The sequence below is a fragment of the Sphingomonas glacialis genome (assembly GCF_006439055.1).
Lineage (GTDB): Bacteria > Pseudomonadota > Alphaproteobacteria > Sphingomonadales > Sphingomonadaceae > Sphingomonas > Sphingomonas glacialis_A.
Map to the genome: position 1 here is coordinate 439,974 of NZ_RCZC01000002.1, position 22,015 is coordinate 461,988.

Sequence of the window (22,015 nt, forward strand, 5' to 3'; positions counted from 1 at the left end):
AAAGTTGTTACGATTTACAGGCGTTTACGCGTCATTTTTGTGACGCTGGGTGAGCCTGCAATCGCAACCTCTTGCTGTCGCCCTCCACGGTAAAGCCATAGGCATCGCCTACCGCTTCGAGCAGTTGGCGCGGCTGGTCGAGCTTGAAACGCCCCGACAAAGGCAGGTCGGCAAGCTGGGGCGGCGGCGTGGCGATCACCGGTCCGCTCCCGCGATTGAGCGTCGCGACCATGTCGCCGAGCCGCATCGCATCGGTGTCGAGCCAGCCATGGCGCCAATCCTGCTGCGCCGCGTCGAAGCGCGACGGCAGGCCCGCGACACCGCCGCGGAAGTGCGAGCGCCAGCCGGCCGGCACGATCACGCTGTCGCCGGCGCGCGCAGGCTTGCTCGGCCCGAACCGCACGCGCCCGCGATAGACCGCGAGCCGCACCGCGCCATCGGGGGCGAGATCGACGTCGAATGCGGTGCCGAGCACCCGCGTATCGGCCTTCCCCGCTTTGACCGCGAACGGGCGCGCCGGATCGTGCGCGATGTCGAAAAAGGCCTCGCCGTGGCGGAGCACCGCGCTGCGCGCGTCCGCCTCGAGCCGGATATCGACCGCAGTCGCCCCGCTCAGCCGGACGCTCGAGCCGTCGCGCAACTGGAAACGACGCTGCTCGCCGCGCTGCGTTTCGAGATGCGCGAGCGCGACGGGTCGCGTGCTCGCCATCCCGCCGACCCACATTCCGGCCCCGACAACCAGCAGCAGTGCGGCGGCGCCACCGCTCGCGCCGACCTTGCGGCGGCGCTTGGCGCGCATCGCATGGACCTGCGCGTCGGACAGGCGTTCGCTCGCGGCACAGGTAGCCAGTGCTTCGAGCAACGCCGCTTCCGCGACGCCGCGCGGCGCCGGTTTCGTGACCACGCTCATGCCCCCTCGTCCAGCGCAAGCCCGCGCCGCGCGAGCGCATGGCGCAGATCGGCGACCGCGCGGCCGCAATGGCGCTCGACCGCGGCGTTGGTCATGCCGAGATCGGCGGCGATCGTCGCGATCGGCTGCTCCTCGAGCCGGCGCCGCGTGAACACTTCGCGCCGCAGCGCAGGCATCGCCTTCAGCGCGCGGATCAGCACGTCGACGCGCTCGCGATAGGCGAGGATCTCGTCGGCGCGGGGCGCGGGGCAGATCAGTTCTTCGGACACCGCTTCGGCGACACCGACGCGGCGCACCCGGCGCAGATGGTCGTTGATGAGGTTGCGCGCGACGGTGAAGCAGAACGCGCCGACATCGCCGATCGAGCGCGTGCGACGATAATCGTACAGCCGGACATAGATTTCCTGGACGATATCCTCGCTGTCGGCGCGGTGCCCGAGCCGCCGCTCGACGAAGCGCTGGAGCAGCGGGCGCAGGTCGCCATGCTCGCTGGCGCGCGACAGCGTGGGTGCGTGCTGCGTCATTGGCGAAACGCGCGCAGGCGCGACGGGTCGGTCATCGGTCGCTCCCCTGCGGACGGAATGCCGCGATTCGCCATGCGCTTAGCTCTGCTGCATGAAGCCCGCATGACAGTCGCGACTCAGCGCAGCGCGCGCGCTTCGGCGGCACAGCGCGCCGCCGGGATCGGCGACGCGGTGGTCCGCAGCGCGGCGAGCTCGGCGCGTGCGGAGTCCATGTCGCGGCGGAATTCGGGCGAGGCATGGAGCGTCGCGACCAACACCTATCCCGCCATGAAACCCGCTTCGACCGCGCTCGCGCTATGCGACCCGCAGATATAGCGGCTCTCGCCGTAAGAGCGGCCGCGCGCGAGGATCTCGGTCGCGCGTTCGGGCATCAGTTCGGCGAGCAGCAGCGCGGTTGACCAGCCATTGGTGGTGTGGCCCGACGGGTAATCGCCATTGCTCGCGAGATGCGCGGTCTTGGGCTCGCAGATCGGCGCGTCGTCGGTCAGATACGGGCGGCGCGTGGCATAGCCCTGCTTGACGCGATCGACCATCGCCCCGCCGCCGGCCAGCGCGAAGACGCGCAGCGTGGCGGGCACGGTCTTGGCGTCAAGCTGCATCCCGATCGCGCAGGCGAAGGTGGTGAAGCGATCATCGGTCACGTCGCGCGTCGCGATCTGCCAGCGTTTGCTCCCCTCCAGCGCGCGGGTCTGGCGGAACAGCGCGCGATCGGCGATATTGCGCGGCGAGCCCGGCGCGGGCGGCGGCGGCAGGATCCGCGTCAGGTCGGGCAGCGGCACGCTCGCCAGATAAGGCTGCGGCGTTTCCGCGGCGGCGACCAGCGCGCCGCCGACGAGCAGTGCGAGCAGCAGGCGGCGGGCGCTCACGGCTTGCGTTCCAGCATGGCGTCGCTGCACCCGGCTGGACGCCGCACCGGATTGCAGCGCGCCACCGCGCCGCCCGGCAGATGCACCTGATACCCGCCGGCAAAGCGCGGATCGGGCCAGAGATAGTCGGTCGAGATATATTGCGCCCCGCTCGCCAACGCGGCGTCGTGCGGGCGGGTGTCGTTGCTACGCGCTTCCTTGGTATTGGCATCGGCGCGCGTGCGGACGAGATAGCCGGCGGCGACATCGCGCTTGATCCGTGCGCCATCGGCGATCGGATCGTTGAGCGTCAGATAGGCGGCGGCCGGGGATTGCTCATCGGTGTTGACGAAGAACACGCGTCCCTCGAGCGAGGCGCGCTTGCCGCGATACACCGCGACCTTTGCGGGCGGCTCGTCAAGCGCGAACAGGAAGCGGCCGCGCGCCTTGTCGAGCGTCGGCCATTGGTTGGCGAGCACCGCGTCGCGCAGCGTCGGATAGCGGCCCTGCACGTCGTCGGGCACGATCAGCATCGCGGGCGTCATCACCGAGCGGATCTCGGCATCGAGCGCGTCATAGGCGGCTTCGGTGAAGGGCAAGGCGTCGATCCCGCCGCGCGCGGCGTTCTTCTCGTCCTTGGCGTTGAACATCAGCATGATCGGGACATGGCCGGGATGCTGCGCCGACCAGCTGCGGATTTGCTGCAGGCACTCGGTCAGCAGCATGCAGCTGCTGGAGTTGTCGATGCCGGGGATGTGGAGCACCTTGAACCCCGGCCGCAGCAGCTTGGGGTCGCTCGATCCCTTGGCATAATGGCCGCCGTCGGGGTCGTAATTGACGTCGATCTCGAGCTGCCGCGCGCCGGCGTCGAGCTGTTCTACGAGCGGGCGATGCGCATAATCGAGCGCGTCGGCGATTTTCGGGTCGAACGCACGCAGCTTGACCATCGTCGCTGCCGGCATCGCCAGCTTGTAGCTGTTATGCGTGCCGACCACGCTGATATCGTTCGAGCGCACCGGAACGGGCACGGGAGGAAGCGGCGGCGCGAGCAACGCTGCGAGCAGAGGCAAGATCATCGAGATTGGGTCCATCACCGGCGCCGCCGGATGGCGGACCCGCACCCGCTACGCGCGGATCGCTACGGGACGATGACAGGCGGCGCGGCGGTTACGCTGCGAAGACGCCATAGCGTGTGCGCCACGCGGCAACTTCGTCCTGCAGGTCGGCGGGCGCCGGCGTGCCGGACAGGACATGGCGGGCGACGTCGGAGTCGGGATGCATCAGCATCTTCTCCGCCCCGTCGCTGAACCAGACGGGGACGAGCTGATCGCACACGCTGTCGAGCACCGCGGCGGCCATGCCGTTCGCGATCGCGTCGCTCCCGGGGAGCGCGCGGACGGTGATCGACATGCCCTCAAGGCAATTCTGCGGATGCTGGACGAAATTGAGCGAGACGAGCAGCCCCGATCGATCGGGCCGCGCACCCTCGGGCATCGCCGCGACGCGCCGCCACGCACAGAACCAGGTCCGGCAGATCCGCGGACGCACGGCATGGATCCCGCATCCCTGCTCGCTGAGATGGATGCATGGCGTCCCGGCCGGTTTGGAGAATTCGGGGGTATTGACCGTGAGCACGGTGCAGCACGCCGTGCAATCGCCGCAGGACCGGTCGGCGAGGACCGGCCCGAGCAGCGTGGTTTCCAAGTCGGTCTCTGTCTCCACGCCGCGGGAGTGCCGCGATCCGGGGCGGATGACAAGAGCCGCGGATCCGCGCGCCCGGCTAGCGTTCGCCGAACAGATCGCGCTGCGTCTTTTCCAATTCCTCGGCATAGCGCCGCCGGACGAACGATTCCGACACGATCCCCAGCACCGCGCGCGTGTCGTCGAGCACGGCGAGCTCGTCGGCGCCCGAGGCGTCGAAGCGCCGCATCACCTCGGCAATGTCCATCGCCGGCGTCAGAGCCGCGTCGACGTTGATCGCGAGCGTGCCGACCGGCGCCTGCGGGTCGAGCCCCTCGGCATAGGCCGCCGGCGTCTGAACGATCCCGGCATAGTGCGCCGCGGCATCGACCAACACCGTGCGGCTCGACGATCCGAGCGGCACATGGCTACGGAAAACGCCAAGCGGCGTGTCGGCCGGCATCGCGGCGACGCCGCGGCGCATCATCCGCCCGGCGGTGAGCGTCTTGACCCAGCCGACGTCGCGCGCGCTCTTGATCGTCTCGCCGCGCAGGTGCAGCCGCCAGGTCGAGAAGCTGTAGCCAAACGTCTCGCGCACGATCGCCGAGGAGACCAGCGCCGCCGCCAGCACCGCGCCGGTCAGCGCGAAGTCCTGCGTCGCCTGCAGCACGACCATCGCCATCGTCATCGGCCCGCCGACCACCGCCACCGCGAGCGCCGCCATCCCGACCAGGGCGGCGTTGCGCGGATCGACCACATCGTGCCCGACCACCATCGCCAGGCCGTCGGCGAACAGATGCCCGATCAACGTCCCCAGAAACAGCGAAGCGAAGAACAACCCGCCGCGAAAGCCGAAGCCGAGCGACACGATCGAGGCGGCGCATTTGGCGAGCAGCACGAGCAGGATCAGCGTGAGCGGCGCGCCAAGCGCGAGATCGGCATGGAGCGCGCCATGCCCCGCCGACAGCGCCTGTGGCGAAACCAGCGCGATCGGGATCAGCAGCAGGCCGCCGATCGCGGGCCGTGCCCAGTCGGCCACCGGCAGGCGCCGCGTTCCCGCCTCGACCAAGGCGACCGCGCGCATCAGCAAGATCCCCAGCGCCGCGCAGATCGCGCCCAGCACGGCATAGATCAGATAGTGATGCGTCTCGGTCGGCATCGTCGCCGCGTCGATGACATAGGGCTGCGCGCCCAGCCCCTGCGCGACGAGCGTACCCGCCAGTGCCGCCGCGACGACCGGCGCCAGCGCCGACGGCGTATAGGCGCCGATCACGATCTCGAACGCATAGAAGGCGCCCGCCAGCGGCGCACCGAACGCCGCGCCGATCGCCGCCCCCGTGCCTGCGCCGACAAGGTTGCGCAAATCGGCGCGACGCAGGTTGAACACCTCGCCCGCGAACGAGGCGAGCGCCCCGCCGAGCTGCGCATAGGCCGCCTCGAGCCCGACCGACGCGCCGAACCCGTTCGACAGCACGGTCTGCCCGGCGATCACCAGGCTGTCGCCGGGCGACATCCGCCCGCCATGAAGCGCGTTCGCCTCGACCGCATCGACCAGCCGCCGCCGCCGCGCGCGCACCGCCCAGGAGAAAGCGGCGAGCACCAATCCGCCGACCGGTAACATCAGCAACGCGATCAGCGGCAGCGACGGCATCGCACTGAGCCGTGCGCCCGGCGGCAGATTGTAAAGCACGCGCTGGATGCTCCGCGCGAGCGCGCCCTGGACGACGCTCAGCAGCCCTGCCCCGGCCCCGACGATCGTCGCGAGCACGATGAACATCGCTTCGCTCGCGCGGACGCGGCGGCGAAACCATTTCAGGAGGAGCACGGCGCGCAGCGGACGTCCTTATCGACGGGGTCGGTCACGTCGCCAGAGCCGCCGACGCGGTGGCCAAGCGCCCTAGCGCGCGAAACGCAGCCTGCCAACGCATCGTGCGAGCGGGAGGCCGTCGCGCGAATGATCAATTGGCAAGCCGGCGCAGCGCAGCTAAACGGATGTGCAGGAACCTAATTCGGTTCTCGATGATCGCGCCGGTGCCCCGCAAGGGGCTTGAATGGGAATGCGGTGCGGGGTTCGCCCCAAATCCGCGGCTGTCCCTGCAACTGTAAGCGGTGAGCGACGGCGTCAGGCTCCACTCTGGAGCAGCCACTGGGACCGCGCATCGAGCGATGCGCTCCTGGGAAGGCGATGCCCGAGCTTCGACCCGCAAGCCAGGAGACCTGCCGGCGATAAGGTCGCTCTTGCTTCGGCCCAGGGGTTGGTCGCGGCACGGTTCTCCGTCTGAGCGACGAACCTGTGTGGCTGGGGCCGCATCGGTGTAGGCTTGCGGAGGGCTTTCGGCGCCCCACCCAATGGCGTGCGCCGACCGACATGAGGTCCCCGCCGTTCGTTGCCAGCGCCGTGGGAAACCCTATGTCCGACCTCTCGAAAATTCCCGTTACCATCGTCACCGGCTTTCTCGGCGCCGGCAAGACGACGCTCATCAGCCATTTGATCCGCCAGTCGGGCGGTCGTCGGCTCGCGGTGATCGTCAACGAATTTGGCACGCTCGGGGTCGATGGCGATATCCTCAAGGGCTGTGCGATCCCCGATTGCCCGGCGGAAAATATCGTCGAACTCGCCAATGGCTGCATCTGCTGCACCGTCGCCGACGATTTCATCCCGACCGTCGAGACCCTGCTCGCGCTCGATCCGCGGCCCGACCATATCCTGATCGAAACCTCGGGGCTCGCTTTGCCCAAGCCCCTGCTCAAGGCGTTCGACTGGCCGGCGATCCGCTCGCGGATCACCGTCGACGGGGTGATCGCGCTGGCCGATGCCGAAGCGGTCGCCGCCGGGCGCTTCGCCCCCGATCTCGCGGCGCTCGACGCGCAGCGTGCCGCCGATCCGAGCATCGATCACGAAACCCCGCTATCCGAAGTGTTCGAGGATCAGCTCGCCTGCGCCGACATGGTGCTCCTCACCAAATGCGATCTCGCCGGTGCCGACGGCATCGCCGCGGCGCGCGCGGTGATCGCCGCCGAGACGCCCCGCGCGCTGCCCGTGCTCGAACTGATCGACGGCGTCGTCGATCCGCGCATCGTGCTCGGCATCGGCGCCGCGGCGGAGGACGATATCGCCGCGCGCCCGTCGCATCACGACGGCGAGGACGAGCACGAGCATGATGATTTCGACAGCATCGTGCTCGACTTCGGCGAGATAACCGCGCCCGATGATCTCGCCGCGCGGATCGAGGCGCTCGGTGGCGGTGGCGACGTGCTGCGCGTGAAAGGCTATGCCGCGGTGGCGGGCAAGCCGATGCGGCTGCTGGTCCAGGCCGTCGGGGCGCGCGTCCGGACGCATTACGACCGGCCGTGGCGCAGCGACGAACCCCGCGCCACGCGCCTGGTGGTGATCGCCGAGCGCGACCGGCTCGACCCCGCAGCGATCCGGGCGGCGCTGCAGGGCTGACGCTGCGATGCACGTCATCTTCCGCGAAACCCACGGGTTGGAGGAGAGCGCATCGCCCCGCGATCTGGGGCAGGACGCCGCCGATCTCGTGCTCTTGTCGTTTTCCGACAGCGATCTCGGCGCGTTCGCGGCCGGATGGCGCAGCGCCGTGGCGGATGCGGGCGATGCCGCGCTGCCGAGCGTGCGGCTCGCCAATCTCGCCGAACTGACGCATCCGCTGTCGGTGGATACCTATGTCGAGCGCACCTTGGCGGGCGCGAAGGGCATCCTGATCCGGCTAATCGGCGGCGCGGCCTATTGGTCCTATGGCCTGCAGCAGGTCGAGGCGCTGGCCCGGCGCGAGCGGATCGCGCTGGCGGTGATCCCCGCCGACGGTCGCCGCGACGAACGGCTCGAGGCCGCCTCGACGGTGCCCATCTCGACGCTGCATCGGCTCGCCCAGCTGTGCGATATCGGCGGCGCCGCGGCGGCGCAGGCAGCGCTTGCGCAATTCGCGCTGGCATCGGGCTGCTATGTCCGGCCGGTCCATGGCGCGCGCGCGATCGCACCCGTCGGGGGATGGCAGGCGGAGCGTGGAATCATCTGCCCCGCGGCGTTCGCGCTCACCGCTACGCGGCCGCGGATCCTGATCGTCTTCTACCGATCGTATCTATCCGCCGCCGATCTCGACCCGATCGCCGCGCTGCAAGCCGCGTTCGAGGCGCGCGGCTGCGACGTGCTCGCGCTGTTCGCGCCGTCGCTCAAGGACCCGGAGGCGAGCGGCTGGCTGCGACGCTGGGTCGCGACCCTCGCGCCGGCGGCGATCGTCAACGCCACCGCTTTCTCAGCGCGTGATGATACAGGAACCACGCCGCTCGATGGGGCGGGCGTGCCCGTGTTCCAGGTCGCGCTCGCCACATCGGATCGCGCGGCTTGGGCGGGGGCGCAGCGCGGGCTGTCGCCGGTCGATCTCGCGATGCATGTCGTGCTGCCCGAAGTCGATGGCCGCCTGTTCGCGGGCGTTGCGAGCTTCAAGGACGACGCGCCGTTCGATCCCGACCTGCAATTCGCCCGCCGCGAGCATCGCGCCGATCCCGCGCGGATCGCCGCGATCGTCGCACGGATCCTCAGCTGGATCTCGCTCTCGCGCACCCCGGCGGCGGAACGGCGGCTGGCGATCGTCGTCTCGACCTATCCGGGCAAGACGCACCAGATGGCGCATGCGGTCGGTCTCGACGCGATCGCCTCGGTCGCGGCGATGCTGGAGGATCTCGCTGGTGCCGGCTATCCCACCGGCCACGGCCGCGCCGATCTTCCCGTCATGCTCGCGACCCAGACGCTAGACTGGCCGGTCGCGGCGTATCGTGCGGCGTTGCTCGGGCTGCCGGCCACGTTGCGCGACGATCTCTTCTCCGCGTGGGGCGAGCCCGAGGGAGACCCTTCGGTCAGCGAGGGCCAGTTCCGCTTTGCCGCCTATGCCAGCGGCGAGAGCATCGTCGCGCTGCAACCCGAACGTGGACGTCCCGCAGTCCGCGCGGACGAATATCACGATGTGTCGCGCTGCCCGCGCCACGGGTACGTCGCCTTCTACCTCTGGCTGCAGGCGCGGGGCACGCACGCGCTGGTCCATGTCGGCGCACACGGCACGCTGGAATGGCTGCCGGGCAAGGCGGTCGCGCTGTCCGACGCCTGCTGGCCCGAGGCGCTGACCGGTGCGCTGCCGGTGATCTACCCGTTCATCGTCAACGACCCCGGCGAGGCGGCACAGGCCAAGCGCCGCATCGGCGCGGTGACGATCGGGCATGTTCCCCCGCCGCTCGAGCGCAGCGGAGGTGGCGCCGGGCTCGGTCGGCTCGAGGCATTGCTCGACGAATTCTCCAACGCCGACGGGCTCGATCCGCCGCGGCGCTCCCGGCTGCGCGGCGACATCCGCGACGAGGCGCGCGCGCTCGAGCTCGACGGGGTGCTCGGCCTCGACGCGGCACGCTCTGACGCCGAGGCGATCACCCGGATCGACACCTTCGTCTGCGATGTGAAGGACAGCCAGTTCGGCGACGGGCTCCACGTCTTCGGTCGCGACCATCAGGGCGCGGCGGAGCGCGACGGGCTGCTCGCCGCGCTCGATGGGCGACGCGTTGCGGCCGGGCCCTCGGGCTCGCCGTGGCGCGGACGAAGCGACGTGCTGCCGACCGGCCGTAACCTTTATACGACCGATCCGCGCGCGGTGCCGTCGCGCTCGGCGCACGCGCAGGGCGTGCGGCTCGCCGACGAACTGATCCGCCGTCACTTGCAGGATCAGGGCGATTATCCCCGCGCGCTCGTCATCGACCTGTGGGGATCGGCGACGATGCGCACCGCGGGCGAGGAGTTCGCGATGGCGCTGCATCTGCTCGGCGCCGAACCCGTGTGGGACATGGGGTCGGAGCGCGTGACCGGGGTCGAGATCCTGCCGCTGCTGCTGCTCGACCGGCCGCGGATCGATGTCACGCTGCGCATATCCGGCCTGTTCCGCGATGCTTTCCCGACGCTGTGTGCGATGTTCGGCCAGGCGGTCCGCGCGATCGCCGCGCGTGACGAACCTGCCGATCGCAACCCGTTCGTCGGTGCCCCCGCCGCTGCGCGCGTCTTCGGCCCTGCACCCGGACGCTACGGCGTCGGCCTGGGCGACAGTGTCGATAGCTACACGCCCGAGGCGCGCCGTTCCGCGGGCGAAACGTGGCTCGCCGCATCGTCGCACGCCTTCGATGGCGAGGCCGAACCCGCGGATTCCGACGGAATCCGCGCGCGGGTCGCTGCGGCCGATCTGTTCGTCCATGTCCAGGACCTGCCCGAAACCGACCTGCTGCTCGCCGCCGATTATGCCGCGCATGAAGCAGGTTTTGCCGCCGCACAGGCGGTGACGGGCGGGAATGCGACGGCCTACCACCTCGACGCGACCGATCCCGATCGCCCGCGCGCGCGGCCGCTTCCCGAAGAGATCGCCCGCGTCGTCCGTGCGCGCGCCGCGCATCCGGGCTGGATCGCCGGGATGATGCGCCACGGCTATCGCGGCGCGGCGGAGATCGCGGCGACGCTCGATCATCTCGGCAGCTTCGCGCATCTCGCGGGCGCGGTGACGCCTGAGTCGTTCGACCTCTATTTCGACGCGACGCTGGCGCGCGACGATGTTCGCGCGTTTCTGGCCGATGCCAACCCGGGGGCGCTCGCGGCGATGGAGGCGCGGTTTGCGGCTTTGCGCGCGGCGGGGCTCTGGCAGACGCGACGCAATTCGATCCTCGCTCAGCTGGACGGCGCGGCATGAGCGCGGTGCGTGGCTGGTGCCCGACCGCGTGGCGCCCCATGGCCGCGGGCGATGGCTTGCTGGTCCGCGTGCGGCCGCGGCTCGGGCGGCTCGATCGCGAGCAGATGCTCGGCCTGTGCGCGGCGGCGGTTCGGTACGGCAATGGCCAGATCGACGTGACCAACCGGGCGAATTTGCAGATTCGCGGGGCTACCGGCTCCAGTTGGCAAGCGCTTGTCGCCGCGCTGGTGGACCTGGCTCTGGTCGATCCCGATCCGCAGCGCGAGGCACGCCGGGCGATCCTCGTCGCGCCCGACTGGCAGACAGGCGACGACACGCATCGCATCGCTTCCGAACTCGAAGTGCGGCTCGCAGAACTTCCCGAGTTGCCGGGCAAGGTCGGCTTCGCGATCGACGCTGGCGCTGCGCCGGTGCTGACGAGCGCGCCCGCGGATTTCCGGATCGAACGCGCCGTCACCGGCCGCCTGATCCTGCGGGCGGAAGGCCGCGAAACCGGGGTGGCCATCGCGCCGGGCGGCGAAGTCGATGCGCTGATCGCGCTCGCCACATGGTTCGTCGCCACCGGCGGCGCGGAGGCCGGTCGGATGGCGCGCCATACCGCACCGCTCCCCGACTGGGCCGCCGGCGACGACCACCCCGCCCCGCCCGCAGCGCCGCTTGCCCCCGGCCGCCATCCACTCGGCGCCGCGCAGCCGCTCCCCTTCGGCCGGATCGATGCCGAATCCTTCATCGCGATGCTGGCTACCTCCCCCGCCAGCGCCGTCCGCACCACCCCGTGGCGCCTGCTGCTGATCGAAGGCGCAACTCACGTCCCCGCCCGCGACCCGCTCGCCGCGACCGATGCCTGTGTCGGCGCACCCGCTTGCCCGCAAGCCAGCGTCGCGACGCGCGACCTCGCCGCCCGGCTCGCCCCGTTCATCGCCGGGCATCTCCACGTCTCGGGGTGCGCCAAGGGCTGCGCGCGCGCCGCCCCCGCTTCCGTCGTGCTGACCGGCCGCGACGGGCGCTACGACCTCGCGTTCCATGCCCGCGCCGGGGCGCCACCGGCGCACGCGGGCCTCGACGCGGCCCAAATCCTCGACCATTTCGGAGCCGCCTGATGCCGCATGTCTATGAGACCGATGGCGCCGCAATCTATCGCCAGTCGTTCGCCACGATCCGCGCCGAAGCCGCGCTGTCACGCTTCGACCGCGACGAGGAACCCGTCGCGGTGCGGATGATCCACGCCGCCGGGCTGGTCGACCTCGCAGCCCACATCCGCTTCTCGCCCGGCTTCGCCAGCGCCGCGCGGGCGGCGCTCCAAGCCGGCGCGCCGATCCTGTGCGACGCGCGTATGGTGACCGAAGGGATCACCCGCGCCCGCCTCCCCGCCGACAATCCCGTGATCTGCACGCTCCACGCGCCCGAGACACCCGAGCTCGCCCGCGCGATGGGCAACACACGCTCGGCCGCCGCGCTCGAACTGTGGCGCCCGCATCTCGCCGGCGCGCTGGTCGCGATCGGCAATGCGCCGACCGCCCTGTTCCATCTGCTCAACATGCTCGAAGACCCGGCCTGCCCGCGTCCCGCCGCGATCATCGGCTGCCCCGTCGGCTTTGTCGGGGCGATGGAGTCGAAGGCCGCGTTATGGGCGGAACAGCCGGTGCCATGCGTCATCGTCGAGGGGCGGATGGGCGGCAGCGCGATCACCGTCGCCGCGATCAACGCGCTGGCGAGCCGCACCGAATGACCAGCGGCACCATCCACGGCGTCGGCCTCGGCCCCGGCGCGCAGGATCTGATGAGCGTGCGCGCCGATCGGCTGGTGCGCGGCGCAGCGCATATCGCCTTCTTCCGCAAGGCCGGGCGCCCCGGCCATGCGCGGCGCATCGTCGAGGGGATGCTGCGCGACGACGCGGTCGAATTCGCGATGGAATATCCCGTCACCACCGAGATCCCGCTCGCCGACCCGCGCTACAACGCACAGCTGAGCGGCTTCTACGCCGAGTGCGCGCGACACCTCGCGACGCTGGCGCAGGGCGGCGCGGATGTCGTCGTGCTGTGCGAGGGCGATCCGTTCTTCTACGGGTCGTTCATGCACCTCCACAGCCGCCTGACCGGAATCGTGCCGGTCCAGGTCGTCCCGGGCATCACCGGCATGTCGGGCGCGTGGACCGCCAGCGCGCGACCGATCACCTGGGGCGATGACGTGCTGACCGTGCTGACCGCGACAATGCCCGAGGCCGAGCTCGCGCGCCGCATCCGCGATACCGATGCGCTGGTGGTGATGAAGATCGGCCGCCACCTCGGCAAATTGCGCCGCGCGGTCGCCGCCGCGGGGCGCGAGGATGCCGCCTGGCTGGTCGAACATGCCGCGATGCCCGACCAGCGCGTCACGCGACTGGTCGATGCCGGCGCGGTCGCCCCTTATTTCGCGATCCTGCTGATCCACGGGCAAGGGCGGCGGCCGTGACCGGCTGGCTCGCCATTGCCGGGCTCGGGCCGGGCGACGCCGCGCTGGTGACGCCCGAAGTCAGCGCGGCGCTCGCCGAGGCGACCGATGTGATCGGCTACATCCCCTATGTCGCGCGCGTCGCGCCGCGCGACGGGCTGACGCTGCACCCGTCCGACAATCGCGTCGAACTCGACCGCGCGCGGCACGCGCTCGACCTCGCGCTGGCGGGGCATCGCGTCGTGGTCGTGTCGTCGGGCGATCCCGGCGTGTTCGCGATGGCGGCAGCGGTGTTCGAGGCGATCGAGCAGGGCGCGCCCGAATGGCGGACGCTCGATGTCCGCGTGCTTCCCGGCATCACCGCGATGCTCGCCGCGGCTGCTCGTGCCGGGGCACCGCTGGGCCACGATTTCTGCGCGATCAATCTCTCGGACAATCTCAAGCCGCAGGCGATCATCGACCGCCGCGTGCGGCTCGCGGCGGAGGCCGATTTCGCGATCGCCTTCTACAATCCCCGCTCGAAGGCGCGGCCCGACGGACTGATTTCGGCGCTCGCCATCCTGCGCGAGACCTGTGCCGACGCGCGCCCGGTGCTCTTCGCGCGCGCCGTCTCGACGCCCGACGAGCAGCTCGAGGTCGTTGCACTGCCCGAGGCCCGGGCCGAGATGGCCGACATGCGCACGGTGGTCATCGTCGGATCGAGCCGCACGCGGATGATCGCGGGGACCCGCTTCCTCTATACGCCGCGGTCGGCGGCATGACCGATCCAGGCCAATACCGCGGCGACGTCGTGGACCTCGGTCCGTTCGGGAAGCCACGGGCGATCGATCATCACGACCGGCACGCCAAGGCTGCGCGCGGCGATCAACTTGGCCTGCGCGCCGGTCCCGCCGGCATCCTTGCAGACGATAAGGTCGATCGCATTCTCCCGCAGCAGCGCGACATCACCCGCAACCGTGAAGGGGCCGCGATCGACGACCAGCCGATAGTCGCGCAGCGCAACGGGCTCGGACGGGGGATCGACGAAGCGGAGCAAGTAGCGATGCTGCGGTTGCGCCGCGAAGGCCGCGACATGCATTCGCCCGAGCGCGAGCATCACGTTTCGGAGCGGACCTGCGAGGGCAGCGACCGCCGAGGAAATATCGGCGACGCGGCTCCAGCGATCGCCATCCTCTTCGACCCAGCCGGGACGGCTCAGCGCGATATGCGGAACCCCCGCCTTCGCCGCAGCGGAGACGGCGTTCGCGCTCATCTGCGCGGCGAAGGGGTGGGTCGCATCGACAAGATGGGTGACACGTTCCGCGTCCAGCCACTCCACCAACCCAGCGACGCCGCCGAAACCGCCGACCCGCACCGCCACCGGTTGCGGCTTCGGGCTGGCGACGCGCCCGGCATAGCTCAACGTCGCGGGCACGCCGCGTTCGGCGAGCGCGGTCGCAAGGGCGCTGGCTTCGGTCGTGCCGCCAAGGATCAGGACGTGCGTCATGGCTGAGGGTGTCGGCAATCCGTGGCTGACGATCGTCGGGATCGGCGAGGATGGACCCGCAGGCCTGTCCGCCGCAAGCCGCGATGCGATCGCGCAGGCCGATTGGCTGACGGGCGCGGCTCGGCACCTCGCCTTGCTGCCCGATCCCGGGTGCGAAACGGCATGCTGGCCGGTCCCCTTCGCCGACGGCATCGCGCCGTTGCTGGCGCGGCGTAGGAGCCGGGTGGTGATGCTCGTGTCGGGCGATCCGTTCTGGTTCGGCGGGGGATCGGTCGTCACGCGGCAGCTCGCGCCGCACGAATGGGTGGCGCACCCTGCCCCGTCGAGCTTTGCGCTGGCCGCGGCGCGGCTGGGCTGGGCGATCGAGGAGACCGAGTGCCTCGGCCTCCACGCCGCGCCCTTCCAGCGGCTGCGCCAGCATCTCGCGCCCGGTCGCCGCGCGATCGTTACGGTTCGCGATGGCGGAGCGGTCGCTGGGCTGGCGGACTATCTGACCGAAAGCGGTTTTGGCGACAGCGCGCTGTGGATCCTTGAGGCGCTCGGCGGTCCGCGTGAACGCGTCCGCCAGACCAGCGCTTCATCCGGAGCGTTCGCTGACATCCAGCACCCGGTCGCTGTCGCAATCGAGGTCGCTGGCGAGGGCGCGGTACTGCCAGGCGCCAGCGGCCGACCGGACGACTGGTTTGCGCATGACGGGCAGATCACCAAGCAACCGGTCCGCGCGCTTACGCTCTCGGCGCTCGCTCCCCGTCCGGGCGAATTGCTGTGGGACATCGGCGCGGGATCGGGGTCGATCGCGATCGAATGGCTGCTCTGCGCCCCATCGATGCGCGCGCTGGCGTTCGAAGCCGACCCGACTCGTGCCGCTCGCGCGCGCGACAATGCCGCCGCGCTCGGGATGGATCGGCTGCGGGTGATCGAAGGTCGCGCGCCCGAGATGCTCATCGACCAGACGATCCCCGATGCGGTCGTGATCGGCGGCGGGCTGTCCGACGCCTTGCTCGCGTGGCTGTGGCAGCATCTGCCAGCCGGTACGAGGCTGGTCGCCAATGCCGTCACGCTCGAATCCGAGGCGCTGCTTGCAAACTGGCAACGGGACAAAGGCGGCGATCTGTTGCGGATCGAGCTCGCGCGGGCCGCCCCGATCGGCACGCGGCGCGGTTGGCGATCGAACTATCCCATCGTGCAGTGGAGCGTGACGCTGTGATCGTCGCCGGATTCGGCTATCGAACAGGCGCGTGCACGGACTCGCTGTTCGCCGCACTAGACCTTGCGCGCGCCGGGCACCCGCCCGTCACCGCGCTCGCGGCACCGGCCGACAAGACCGCGCTGCTCGCCACGCTCGCCGAAACCCTCGACATCCCGCTGATCGGCGTTGCACCCCAAGCGTTGCGCGCCACGCCGACCCCGACCCAATCCCCCGCCAGCCTCGCCGCGCGCGGCACGGGCAGCGTCGCCGAAGCCGCCGCGCTCGCCGCGGCGGGCCCCGGCGCACGCCTGATCGCGCATCGCCATATCTCCCCCGACCGCATGGCCAGTTGCGCCATCGCCGAAAGACTCGATCCATGACCGTCCATTTTATCGGCGCCGGCCCCGGCGCGCCCGACCTGCTGACGCTGCGCGGGCGTGACCGCATCGCCGGGTCGCCGGTCTGCCTCTATGCCGGCTCGCTTGTCCCGCAGGCATTGCTCGACCATTGTCCGCCGGGCGCGCGGATCGTGAACACCGCGCCGTTGTCGCTCGACGCGATCATCGCCGAGATCGCGGCGGCGGATGCGGCGGGCCAGGACGTCGCGCGGCTCCATTCGGGCGATCTGTCGATCTGGTCGGCAATGGGCGAGCAACTCCGCCGGCTGCGCGCGCTCGACATTCCGTTCACGATCACGCCGGGCGTCCCCGCCTTCGCCGCCGCCGCTGCCGCGCTCGAGGCCGAGCTGACGCTGCCCGGCCTGACGCAATCGGTCGTGCTGACCCGCACCCCCGGCCGCGCGAGCACGATGCCGCCTGCCGAGCGCCTGACCACCTTCGCCACAACCGGCGCGACGCTCGCGATCCATCTGTCGATCCACGCGCTTGATCGCGTAGTCGCGGACCTGCTCCCCGCGTACGGGCCGGAGTGCCCGGTCGCGATCGTGTGGCGCGCGAGCTGGCCCGACGAGCGGATCGTCCGCGCGACGCTCGCGACGATCGCCGCGGCGGCGGCGGATGGCCCCGAACGCACCGCGCTGATCCTCGTCGGCCCCGTGCTCGCGGCGGACGATTTCGTCGAGAGCAGCCTCTACGCCCCCGGCTACGACCGCCGCTTCCGCCCGCCGAGCGCCACCTCCCCCTTCAGCGAGTCCAAGGCATGATGCCCGGCCTGATGATCGCCGCGCCCGCCTCGGGCACCGGCAAGACGACAGTGATGCTCGGCCTGCTCCGGGCGCTGCGCGACGACGGCTTGAACGTCCAGCCGTTCAAGAGCGGCCCCGACTATATCGATCCCGCCTTCCACCATGCGGCGAGCGGTCGGCGATCGTTCAACCTCGACAGCTGGGCGATGCCCGAGCCGATGCTCCACAGCCTCGCCGCCAGCGCGCGCGACGCCGATCTCGTGCTGGCCGAGGGATCGATGGGGCTGTTCGACGGCGTCGCGGCGGCAGGCGCGACGGGCAACGGCGCGAGCGCCGACGTCGCGCGGCGGATGGGATGGCCGGTCGTGCTCGTCATCGACGTATCGGGCCAGGCGCAATCCGCCGCCGCCACCGCGCTCGGCTTCTCGCGCTACGATCCCGATTTGCGGATCGCGGGCGTGATCCTCAACCGCGTGGCGAGCCCGCGCCACGACCGGCTCGCGCGCAGCGGGATGGAAGCGGCAGGCATTCGCGTGTTCGGCGCGCTGCCGCGCCGGACCGACCTCACGCTGCCCGAGCGGCATCTCGGCCTGGTACAGGCCGGCGAACATGCCGATCTCGACGCGCGCATCGCGCAGTATGCGACCTTCCTGCGCGAGCATGTCGATCTCGCCGCCCTGCGCGACGCCGCCAGCGCCAAGCCCGACACTGCCGCCGAAGCCTGGCGTTTCGCGCCGCCCGCGCAGCGCATCGCGCTCGCACAAGATGCCGCCTTTTCGTTCACTTACCCGCATATCCTCGATGCGTGGCGTAACGCCGGTGCGGAGATCCTGCCCTTCTCGCCACTCGCCGATCAGGCGCCCGATGCCAGCGCGGACCTCGTCTGGCTGCCCGGCGGCTATCCCGAACTCCATGCCGGTCGCCTCGCCGCCGCTTCGACCTTCCACGCCGGCCTTGCCGAGCATGCCCGCACCCGCGCAATCCATGGCGAGTGCGGCGGCTATATGGCGCTCGGCGAGGCGCTGATCGACGCCGACGGGACCAGTCACCGGATGGCGGGGCTGCTCGGGCTCGTGACCAGCTATGCGAAACGCAAAATGCATCTCGGCTATCGCCATGCCACGCTGCTCGCGCCGATGGCCGGGCTGCCCGGCGGCACGGCGCTGCGTGGCCACGAGTTCCATTATTCGACGATCCTCGACCAGCCCGATGCCGCGCTCGCGCATGTCGTCGATGCCGAGGGCAAGTCCATCGCCGAATCCGGATCGTATCGCGGGCGCGTCTCTGGCACCTTCTTCCACCTGATCGCGCCCGCGCAATGACGGGCTTCGTCTCCTTTGTCGGATCGGGCCCGGGCGATCCCGAACTGCTGACGCTGAAAGCCGTCGCGCGGCTGCAGGCGGCCGATGTCGTGCTGTTCGACGATCTCTCCTCGGGTCCGCTGCTCGGCCATATCCGCCCGGGCGCCGAGCTCGTCGCGGTCGGCAAGCGCGCCGGGCGCGCCTCGCCGAGCCAGGCGCATGTTTCGCAACTGCTGATCGATCATGCCGCGACCGGCGCGCGCGTCGTCCGGCTGAAGTCGGGCGACCCCGCGATCTTCGGTCGGCTCGAGGAAGAGATCATCGCGCTCCGTGCCGCCGGGATCGCGTTCGAGATCGTCCCCGGCGTCACCTCCGCCTCGGCCGCGGCCGCCGCGGCGGCGATCCCGCTGACTCGCCGGCTCAGCGCGCGGCGGGTGCAGTTCGTCACCGGGCATGACGTCACCGGCGGCCTGCCCGGCGCGCTCAACATGGCAGCGCTCGCCGATGCCGAGGCGACCACGGTGATCTTCATGCCCAAGCGGACTTTCGCCGCGCTCGTCGCGCGCCTCGTCGAGCACGGCCTGCCGCCAACCACCCCCGCGTTGCTCGCGGAAAATGTCGGGCATCCCGACCAGCGGCTAATCCGCTCGACGATCGCCGCGCTCGCGGAAAGCCTCGCGACCGACATCGGCACCGCGCCGGCGCTGATCCTCTACGGCCCGCTGATGGAGGAGGAGGCGCCGTGATCGATCTCGATCTGATCGGCATCGGCACGGGCAATGCCGATCACCTCACGCGCCAGGCGGAAGCGGCGATGAACGCCGCTGACCTGATCCTGCTGCCGCGCAAGGGCGACGCCAAGTCGGACCTGATCGACCTTCGCCGCACGCTCTGCGCCACCGCGCTGACGCGGCCGGTGCGAATCGTCGAGTTCGACCTGCCGGTCCGCGCGGCGACCGGCGCGTATCTCGCCGCGGTGGGCGATTGGCACGATGCGATCGCCGCGACCTGGGCGGCGCAGATCGCCGAGCATCTGCCGCAGGGCGGTCGGCTCGCGTTGCTCGTCTGGGGCGATCCTTCGCTCTACGACAGCACACTGCGCATCGCCGATCGGCTGCGCGCCGACGGCATGGCGCTGCACGTACGGGTCATCCCCGGCATCACCAGCCTGCAGGCGCTGACCGCCGCGCATGCGATCCCGCTCAACTTGCTCGGCGCGCCGGTGGTCATCACCACCGGTCGACGGCTGCGCGATCATGGCTGGCCCGAGGCGGCCGACAGTGTCGCGGTGATGCTCGACGGTGATTGTAGCTTCACCACGCTGGCGCCGCAGGGTGTCGCGATCTGGTGGGGCGCATATCTCGGCATGCCGCACGAGGCGCTGATCGCCGGCTCGCTTGCCGACGTCGCCGACGAGATCGTGGAGCGCCGTGCGGCGTTGCGGGCCGAACATGGCTGGATCATGGACATCTACCTGCTGCGCCGGCCAGCTCGGCCATGACGCCACCGGTCTTCGATGCCGCGTTCATCGCGCGCCTGGACGACCTGTTCCGCTGGCGGCGCGACGTCCGGCATTTCGACACGCGGCCGATCCCCGAGCGCGACCTGCACGACCTGCTCGCCACGGTCGCCTTGGCGCCGTCGGTCGGCAATGCGCAGCCCTGGCGGATCGTCCGCATCCGCTCGCAGGCGTTGCGCGGCCATCTTGCCGAGCATGTCGATACGGCCAGCCACGCCGCGGCCGATCGTCTCGCCGATCCGGCGCGCCGCGCGCACTATTCGACGCTGAAGCTCCACGGTCTGCGCGAAGCCCCCGAGATCCTCGCGGTGTTCAACGAGCTCGATCCGCTGGCCGGCCACGGCCTCGGCCGCGCGACGATTGCCGAGACGTTGCGCGACTCCACCGTCACCGCGATCCACACGCTCTGGCTGGCGGCGCATGCGCGCGGCTACGGCCTCGGCTGGGTGTCGATCCTCGATGCCGACGCGGTCACGGCGATGCTCGACGTGCCCGAGACCTGGTCGTTCGTCGCCTTGCTGTGCCTCGGCACGCCGCTTGCCCCCTCGGACATCCCCGAGCTCGAACGCCGCGACTGGCAGGCACGCGAGCCGCTCGCCGATCGCCTGTTCGAACGCTGACGCCGATGCGCGCTTGCTCGCGCGCGGTCGTTTCGATACGCCATCCATCGAGGCGAACGGTCCCAGGATCGCCCGTCTCGTGACTACGCTGGTGTCCCGCAAGGGACTTAAAAGGGAACGCGGTGCGGGGCTTGCCCCAAAACCGAGGCTGTCCCTGCAACTGTAAGCGGCGAGCGCGCTGCACATCGCTCCAGGTCCTTCGGACGGGAGCAGCCACTGGGACGGACACGCTTGCGTGATCGCCCTGGGAAGGCCGTGCAGCGAGGCGGTGACCCGTGAGCCAGGAGACCTGCCGGCGTGGGTCGCTCTTGCCTTGGTCCAGGGGATGGCCGCGGCACGGTGAAGTCCGTCGAGCGACGAAGGTGCGGGGGGCCGCACGAGCAGGCGTGCCGGTCGCGATGGCGTCCGAACGACACGACTGCCGCCGTTGACACGGAAGGCCCGCCGGTTTCGTCCGACGCCGGGGGACTTTTCATGCGATTTCGATCGTTCTGCGCGGATTGGGTAACGACCGCGCACCATTATGGGTCAAGCCAGCGAGCTGCCGGCCGCGCCTCGACGTCGGGAACCGTCCGATGACGGCGCGCGAGCCCCATCGCGGGCGCCGCCTCCGGGCGCGCATCATCGCCTTGTTCACGCTGCTGCTCGCGGCGAATATCGGCGCGTGGATCTGGGCCGGCAGCCTGTTCCACGCCGCCCCCGCGATGCTCGGCACCGCGCTGCTCGCCTGGACGCTGGGCCTTCGCCACGCGGTCGATGCCGATCACATCGCCGCGATCGACAACGTCACGCGCAAGCTGATGCAGGACGGCACGCGGCCGATCAGCGTCGGCCTGTGGTTCGCGATCGGCCACAGCGCGGTGATCCTGATCGCCTCGGTCGCGATCGCCGCCACCGCCAACGCGCTCGCGCAGTTCGAGACGCTCAAGGCGGCAGGCAGCGTCATCGCGACGATCTTCTCTGCCGGCTTCCTCTTCGCGATCGCGGCGATCAACCTCGTCATCCTGCGCTCGGTCTGGAAGACCTTCCGCCATGTGCGCGACGGCGGCAGCTATGACGCCGACGATCTCGACGTGCTGCTCGCCGGCAAAGGGCCCCTCTCCCGCCTGTTCCGGCCGTTGTTCCGCTTGATCACGCGGCCGTGGCACATGGCGCCGCTCGGCTTCCTGTTCGGGCTGGGCTTCGACACCGCGACCGAAGTCGCGATCCTCGGCCTGTCGACCGCGCAGGCGGCGCATGGTTTCTCGTTTGCCGCGGTGCTGGTGTTCCCCGCGCTGTTCGCGGTCGGGATGGCGCTGGTCGATACCGCCGACGCGATCCTCATGCTCGGCGCGTATGAATGGGCGTTCGTCCGCCCGATCCGGAAGCTCTATTACAATGTCACGATCACCGCGGTGTCGGCGCTGGTCGCGGTGATGATCGGCGGGATCGAGACCGCTGCCCTGCTGGCCGACAAGCTCAATTTGTCGGGCGGCGTATGGGACGTGGCGACCGGCCTGGGCAGCCATCTCAATCTGCTCGGCTTCTGGATCATCGGGCTGTTCGCAAGCGCCTGGATCGTCAGCTTCCTGATCTATCGCTGGATGCGCTTCGACGAGATCGCGGTCCGCGAGCCGCCCTCCGCGCTCGCCCCATAGCG

At 70.5% G+C, this 22,015-nt stretch carries 22 protein-coding genes and 2 riboswitches; of the genes, 14 read left to right on the plus strand and 8 right to left on the minus strand.

Annotated features, from left to right (window positions below; genetic code table 11):
• Positions 1 to 31: 31 nt before the first annotated feature.
• The 7 genes from EAH76_RS05835 to EAH76_RS05860 all read right to left on the minus strand — a co-directional run bounded on the left by EAH76_RS05835 (position 32) and on the right by EAH76_RS05860 (position 5,736).
• Entirely contained in the window at positions 32 to 910 is an 879-nt protein-coding gene (locus tag EAH76_RS05835; protein WP_140849091.1) for a FecR family protein, read from the minus strand.
• Entirely contained in the window at positions 907 to 1,434 is a 528-nt protein-coding gene (locus EAH76_RS05840) for an RNA polymerase sigma factor (protein ID WP_140849093.1), read from the minus strand. The genes EAH76_RS05835 and EAH76_RS05840 overlap by 4 nt, the downstream gene beginning before the upstream one ends.
• 116 nt (positions 1,435 to 1,550) lie before the next feature.
• The gene (locus EAH76_RS23890; RefSeq protein WP_161988975.1) at positions 1,551 to 1,691 is read right to left on the minus strand and encodes a hypothetical protein; all 141 of its coding nucleotides are present in this window, start codon (positions 1,689 to 1,691) and stop codon (positions 1,551 to 1,553) included.
• A complete protein-coding gene (locus EAH76_RS05845; RefSeq protein ID WP_140849095.1) occupies positions 1,692 to 2,300 on the minus strand; it encodes an acid phosphatase in 609 nt (202 codons plus the stop codon).
• Positions 2,297 to 3,355, minus strand: a complete 1,059-nt coding sequence (locus EAH76_RS05850; RefSeq protein WP_161988976.1) for a phosphatidylinositol-specific phospholipase C1-like protein — start codon at positions 3,353 to 3,355, stop codon at positions 2,297 to 2,299. Before EAH76_RS05850 ends, EAH76_RS05845 begins: the two co-directional genes overlap by 4 nt.
• 91 nt (positions 3,356 to 3,446) lie before the next feature.
• Positions 3,447 to 4,001: a YkgJ family cysteine cluster protein gene (locus EAH76_RS05855; RefSeq protein WP_140849099.1), complete on the minus strand. Its 555-nt coding sequence runs from the start codon at positions 3,999 to 4,001 to the stop codon at positions 3,447 to 3,449.
• A gap of 58 nt (positions 4,002 to 4,059) precedes the next feature.
• Entirely contained in the window at positions 4,060 to 5,736 is a 1,677-nt protein-coding gene (locus EAH76_RS05860) for a chloride channel protein (protein ID WP_140850381.1), read from the minus strand.
• Between the two features lie 235 nt (positions 5,737 to 5,971).
• A riboswitch (cobalamin riboswitch) is annotated at positions 5,972 to 6,198 on the plus strand.
• A 171-nt stretch (positions 6,199 to 6,369) separates the two neighbouring features.
• Here EAH76_RS05860 and cobW point away from each other — a divergent pair.
• The 6 genes from cobW to cobJ are packed head-to-tail and all read left to right on the plus strand — an operon-like array spanning position 6,370 to position 13,878.
• Positions 6,370 to 7,407 carry a cobalamin biosynthesis protein CobW gene (cobW, locus tag EAH76_RS05865; protein ID WP_140849101.1) on the plus strand — a complete coding sequence of 346 codons (1,038 nt, stop codon included), beginning with the start codon at positions 6,370 to 6,372 and terminating at the stop codon, positions 7,405 to 7,407.
• A gap of 7 nt (positions 7,408 to 7,414) precedes the next feature.
• Entirely contained in the window at positions 7,415 to 10,687 is a 3,273-nt protein-coding gene (gene cobN, locus EAH76_RS05870; RefSeq protein WP_140849103.1) for a cobaltochelatase subunit CobN, read from the plus strand.
• Entirely contained in the window at positions 10,684 to 11,787 is a 1,104-nt protein-coding gene (locus EAH76_RS05875) for a cobalamin biosynthesis protein CobG (protein WP_140849105.1), read from the plus strand. Before cobN ends, EAH76_RS05875 begins: the two co-directional genes overlap by 4 nt.
• The gene (locus EAH76_RS05880) at positions 11,787 to 12,416 is read left to right on the plus strand and encodes a precorrin-8X methylmutase (RefSeq protein ID WP_140849107.1); all 630 of its coding nucleotides are present in this window, start codon (positions 11,787 to 11,789) and stop codon (positions 12,414 to 12,416) included. The genes EAH76_RS05875 and EAH76_RS05880 overlap by 1 nt, the downstream gene beginning before the upstream one ends.
• Complete coding sequence (cobI, locus tag EAH76_RS05885) at positions 12,413 to 13,138, plus strand: precorrin-2 C(20)-methyltransferase (RefSeq protein WP_140849109.1); 726 nt, start codon at positions 12,413 to 12,415, stop codon at positions 13,136 to 13,138. The genes EAH76_RS05880 and cobI overlap by 4 nt, the downstream gene beginning before the upstream one ends.
• Positions 13,135 to 13,878 (plus strand): precorrin-3B C(17)-methyltransferase, encoded by a 744-nt coding sequence (cobJ, locus tag EAH76_RS05890; RefSeq protein WP_140849111.1) that lies wholly within the window; start codon positions 13,135 to 13,137, stop codon positions 13,876 to 13,878. Before cobI ends, cobJ begins: the two co-directional genes overlap by 4 nt.
• Here the strand turns inward: cobJ and EAH76_RS05895 are convergent.
• Positions 13,854 to 14,603 (minus strand): cobalt-precorrin-6A reductase, encoded by a 750-nt coding sequence (locus tag EAH76_RS05895; RefSeq protein ID WP_140849113.1) that lies wholly within the window; start codon positions 14,601 to 14,603, stop codon positions 13,854 to 13,856. The two genes, cobJ and EAH76_RS05895, sit on opposite strands and share 25 nt — an antisense overlap.
• Here EAH76_RS05895 and cbiE point away from each other — a divergent pair.
• The 8 genes from cbiE (at position 14,602) to EAH76_RS05935 (ending at position 22,013) form a co-directional block, all read left to right on the plus strand.
• A complete protein-coding gene (gene cbiE, locus EAH76_RS05900; protein WP_140849115.1) occupies positions 14,602 to 15,810 on the plus strand; it encodes a precorrin-6y C5,15-methyltransferase (decarboxylating) subunit CbiE in 1,209 nt (402 codons plus the stop codon). The genes EAH76_RS05895 and cbiE overlap by 2 nt on opposite strands.
• On the plus strand, positions 15,792 to 16,172 hold the full coding sequence (locus EAH76_RS05905; protein ID WP_241659571.1) for a cobalamin biosynthesis protein: 381 nt from the start codon (positions 15,792 to 15,794) through the stop codon (positions 16,170 to 16,172). Before cbiE ends, EAH76_RS05905 begins: the two co-directional genes overlap by 19 nt.
• The gene (gene cobM, locus EAH76_RS05910) at positions 16,169 to 16,954 is read left to right on the plus strand and encodes a precorrin-4 C(11)-methyltransferase (protein WP_140849117.1); all 786 of its coding nucleotides are present in this window, start codon (positions 16,169 to 16,171) and stop codon (positions 16,952 to 16,954) included. The genes EAH76_RS05905 and cobM overlap by 4 nt, the downstream gene beginning before the upstream one ends.
• Positions 16,951 to 18,258 carry a cobyrinate a,c-diamide synthase gene (locus EAH76_RS05915; protein ID WP_140849119.1) on the plus strand — a complete coding sequence of 436 codons (1,308 nt, stop codon included), beginning with the start codon at positions 16,951 to 16,953 and terminating at the stop codon, positions 18,256 to 18,258. Before cobM ends, EAH76_RS05915 begins: the two co-directional genes overlap by 4 nt.
• Complete coding sequence (cobA, locus tag EAH76_RS05920) at positions 18,255 to 18,983, plus strand: uroporphyrinogen-III C-methyltransferase (protein WP_140849121.1); 729 nt, start codon at positions 18,255 to 18,257, stop codon at positions 18,981 to 18,983. Before EAH76_RS05915 ends, cobA begins: the two co-directional genes overlap by 4 nt.
• Positions 18,980 to 19,738, plus strand: a complete 759-nt coding sequence (cobF, locus tag EAH76_RS05925; protein WP_140849123.1) for a precorrin-6A synthase (deacetylating) — start codon at positions 18,980 to 18,982, stop codon at positions 19,736 to 19,738. The genes cobA and cobF overlap by 4 nt, the downstream gene beginning before the upstream one ends.
• Positions 19,735 to 20,376, plus strand: coding sequence for a 5,6-dimethylbenzimidazole synthase (gene bluB, locus EAH76_RS05930; RefSeq protein WP_140849125.1), 642 nt, complete (start codon positions 19,735 to 19,737; stop codon positions 20,374 to 20,376). The genes cobF and bluB overlap by 4 nt, the downstream gene beginning before the upstream one ends.
• 72 nt (positions 20,377 to 20,448) lie before the next feature.
• Positions 20,449 to 20,687, plus strand: a riboswitch (cobalamin riboswitch).
• A gap of 264 nt (positions 20,688 to 20,951) precedes the next feature.
• Positions 20,952 to 22,013: a HoxN/HupN/NixA family nickel/cobalt transporter gene (locus EAH76_RS05935; RefSeq protein ID WP_140849127.1), complete on the plus strand. Its 1,062-nt coding sequence runs from the start codon at positions 20,952 to 20,954 to the stop codon at positions 22,011 to 22,013.
• Positions 22,014 to 22,015: the final 2 nt, after the last annotated feature.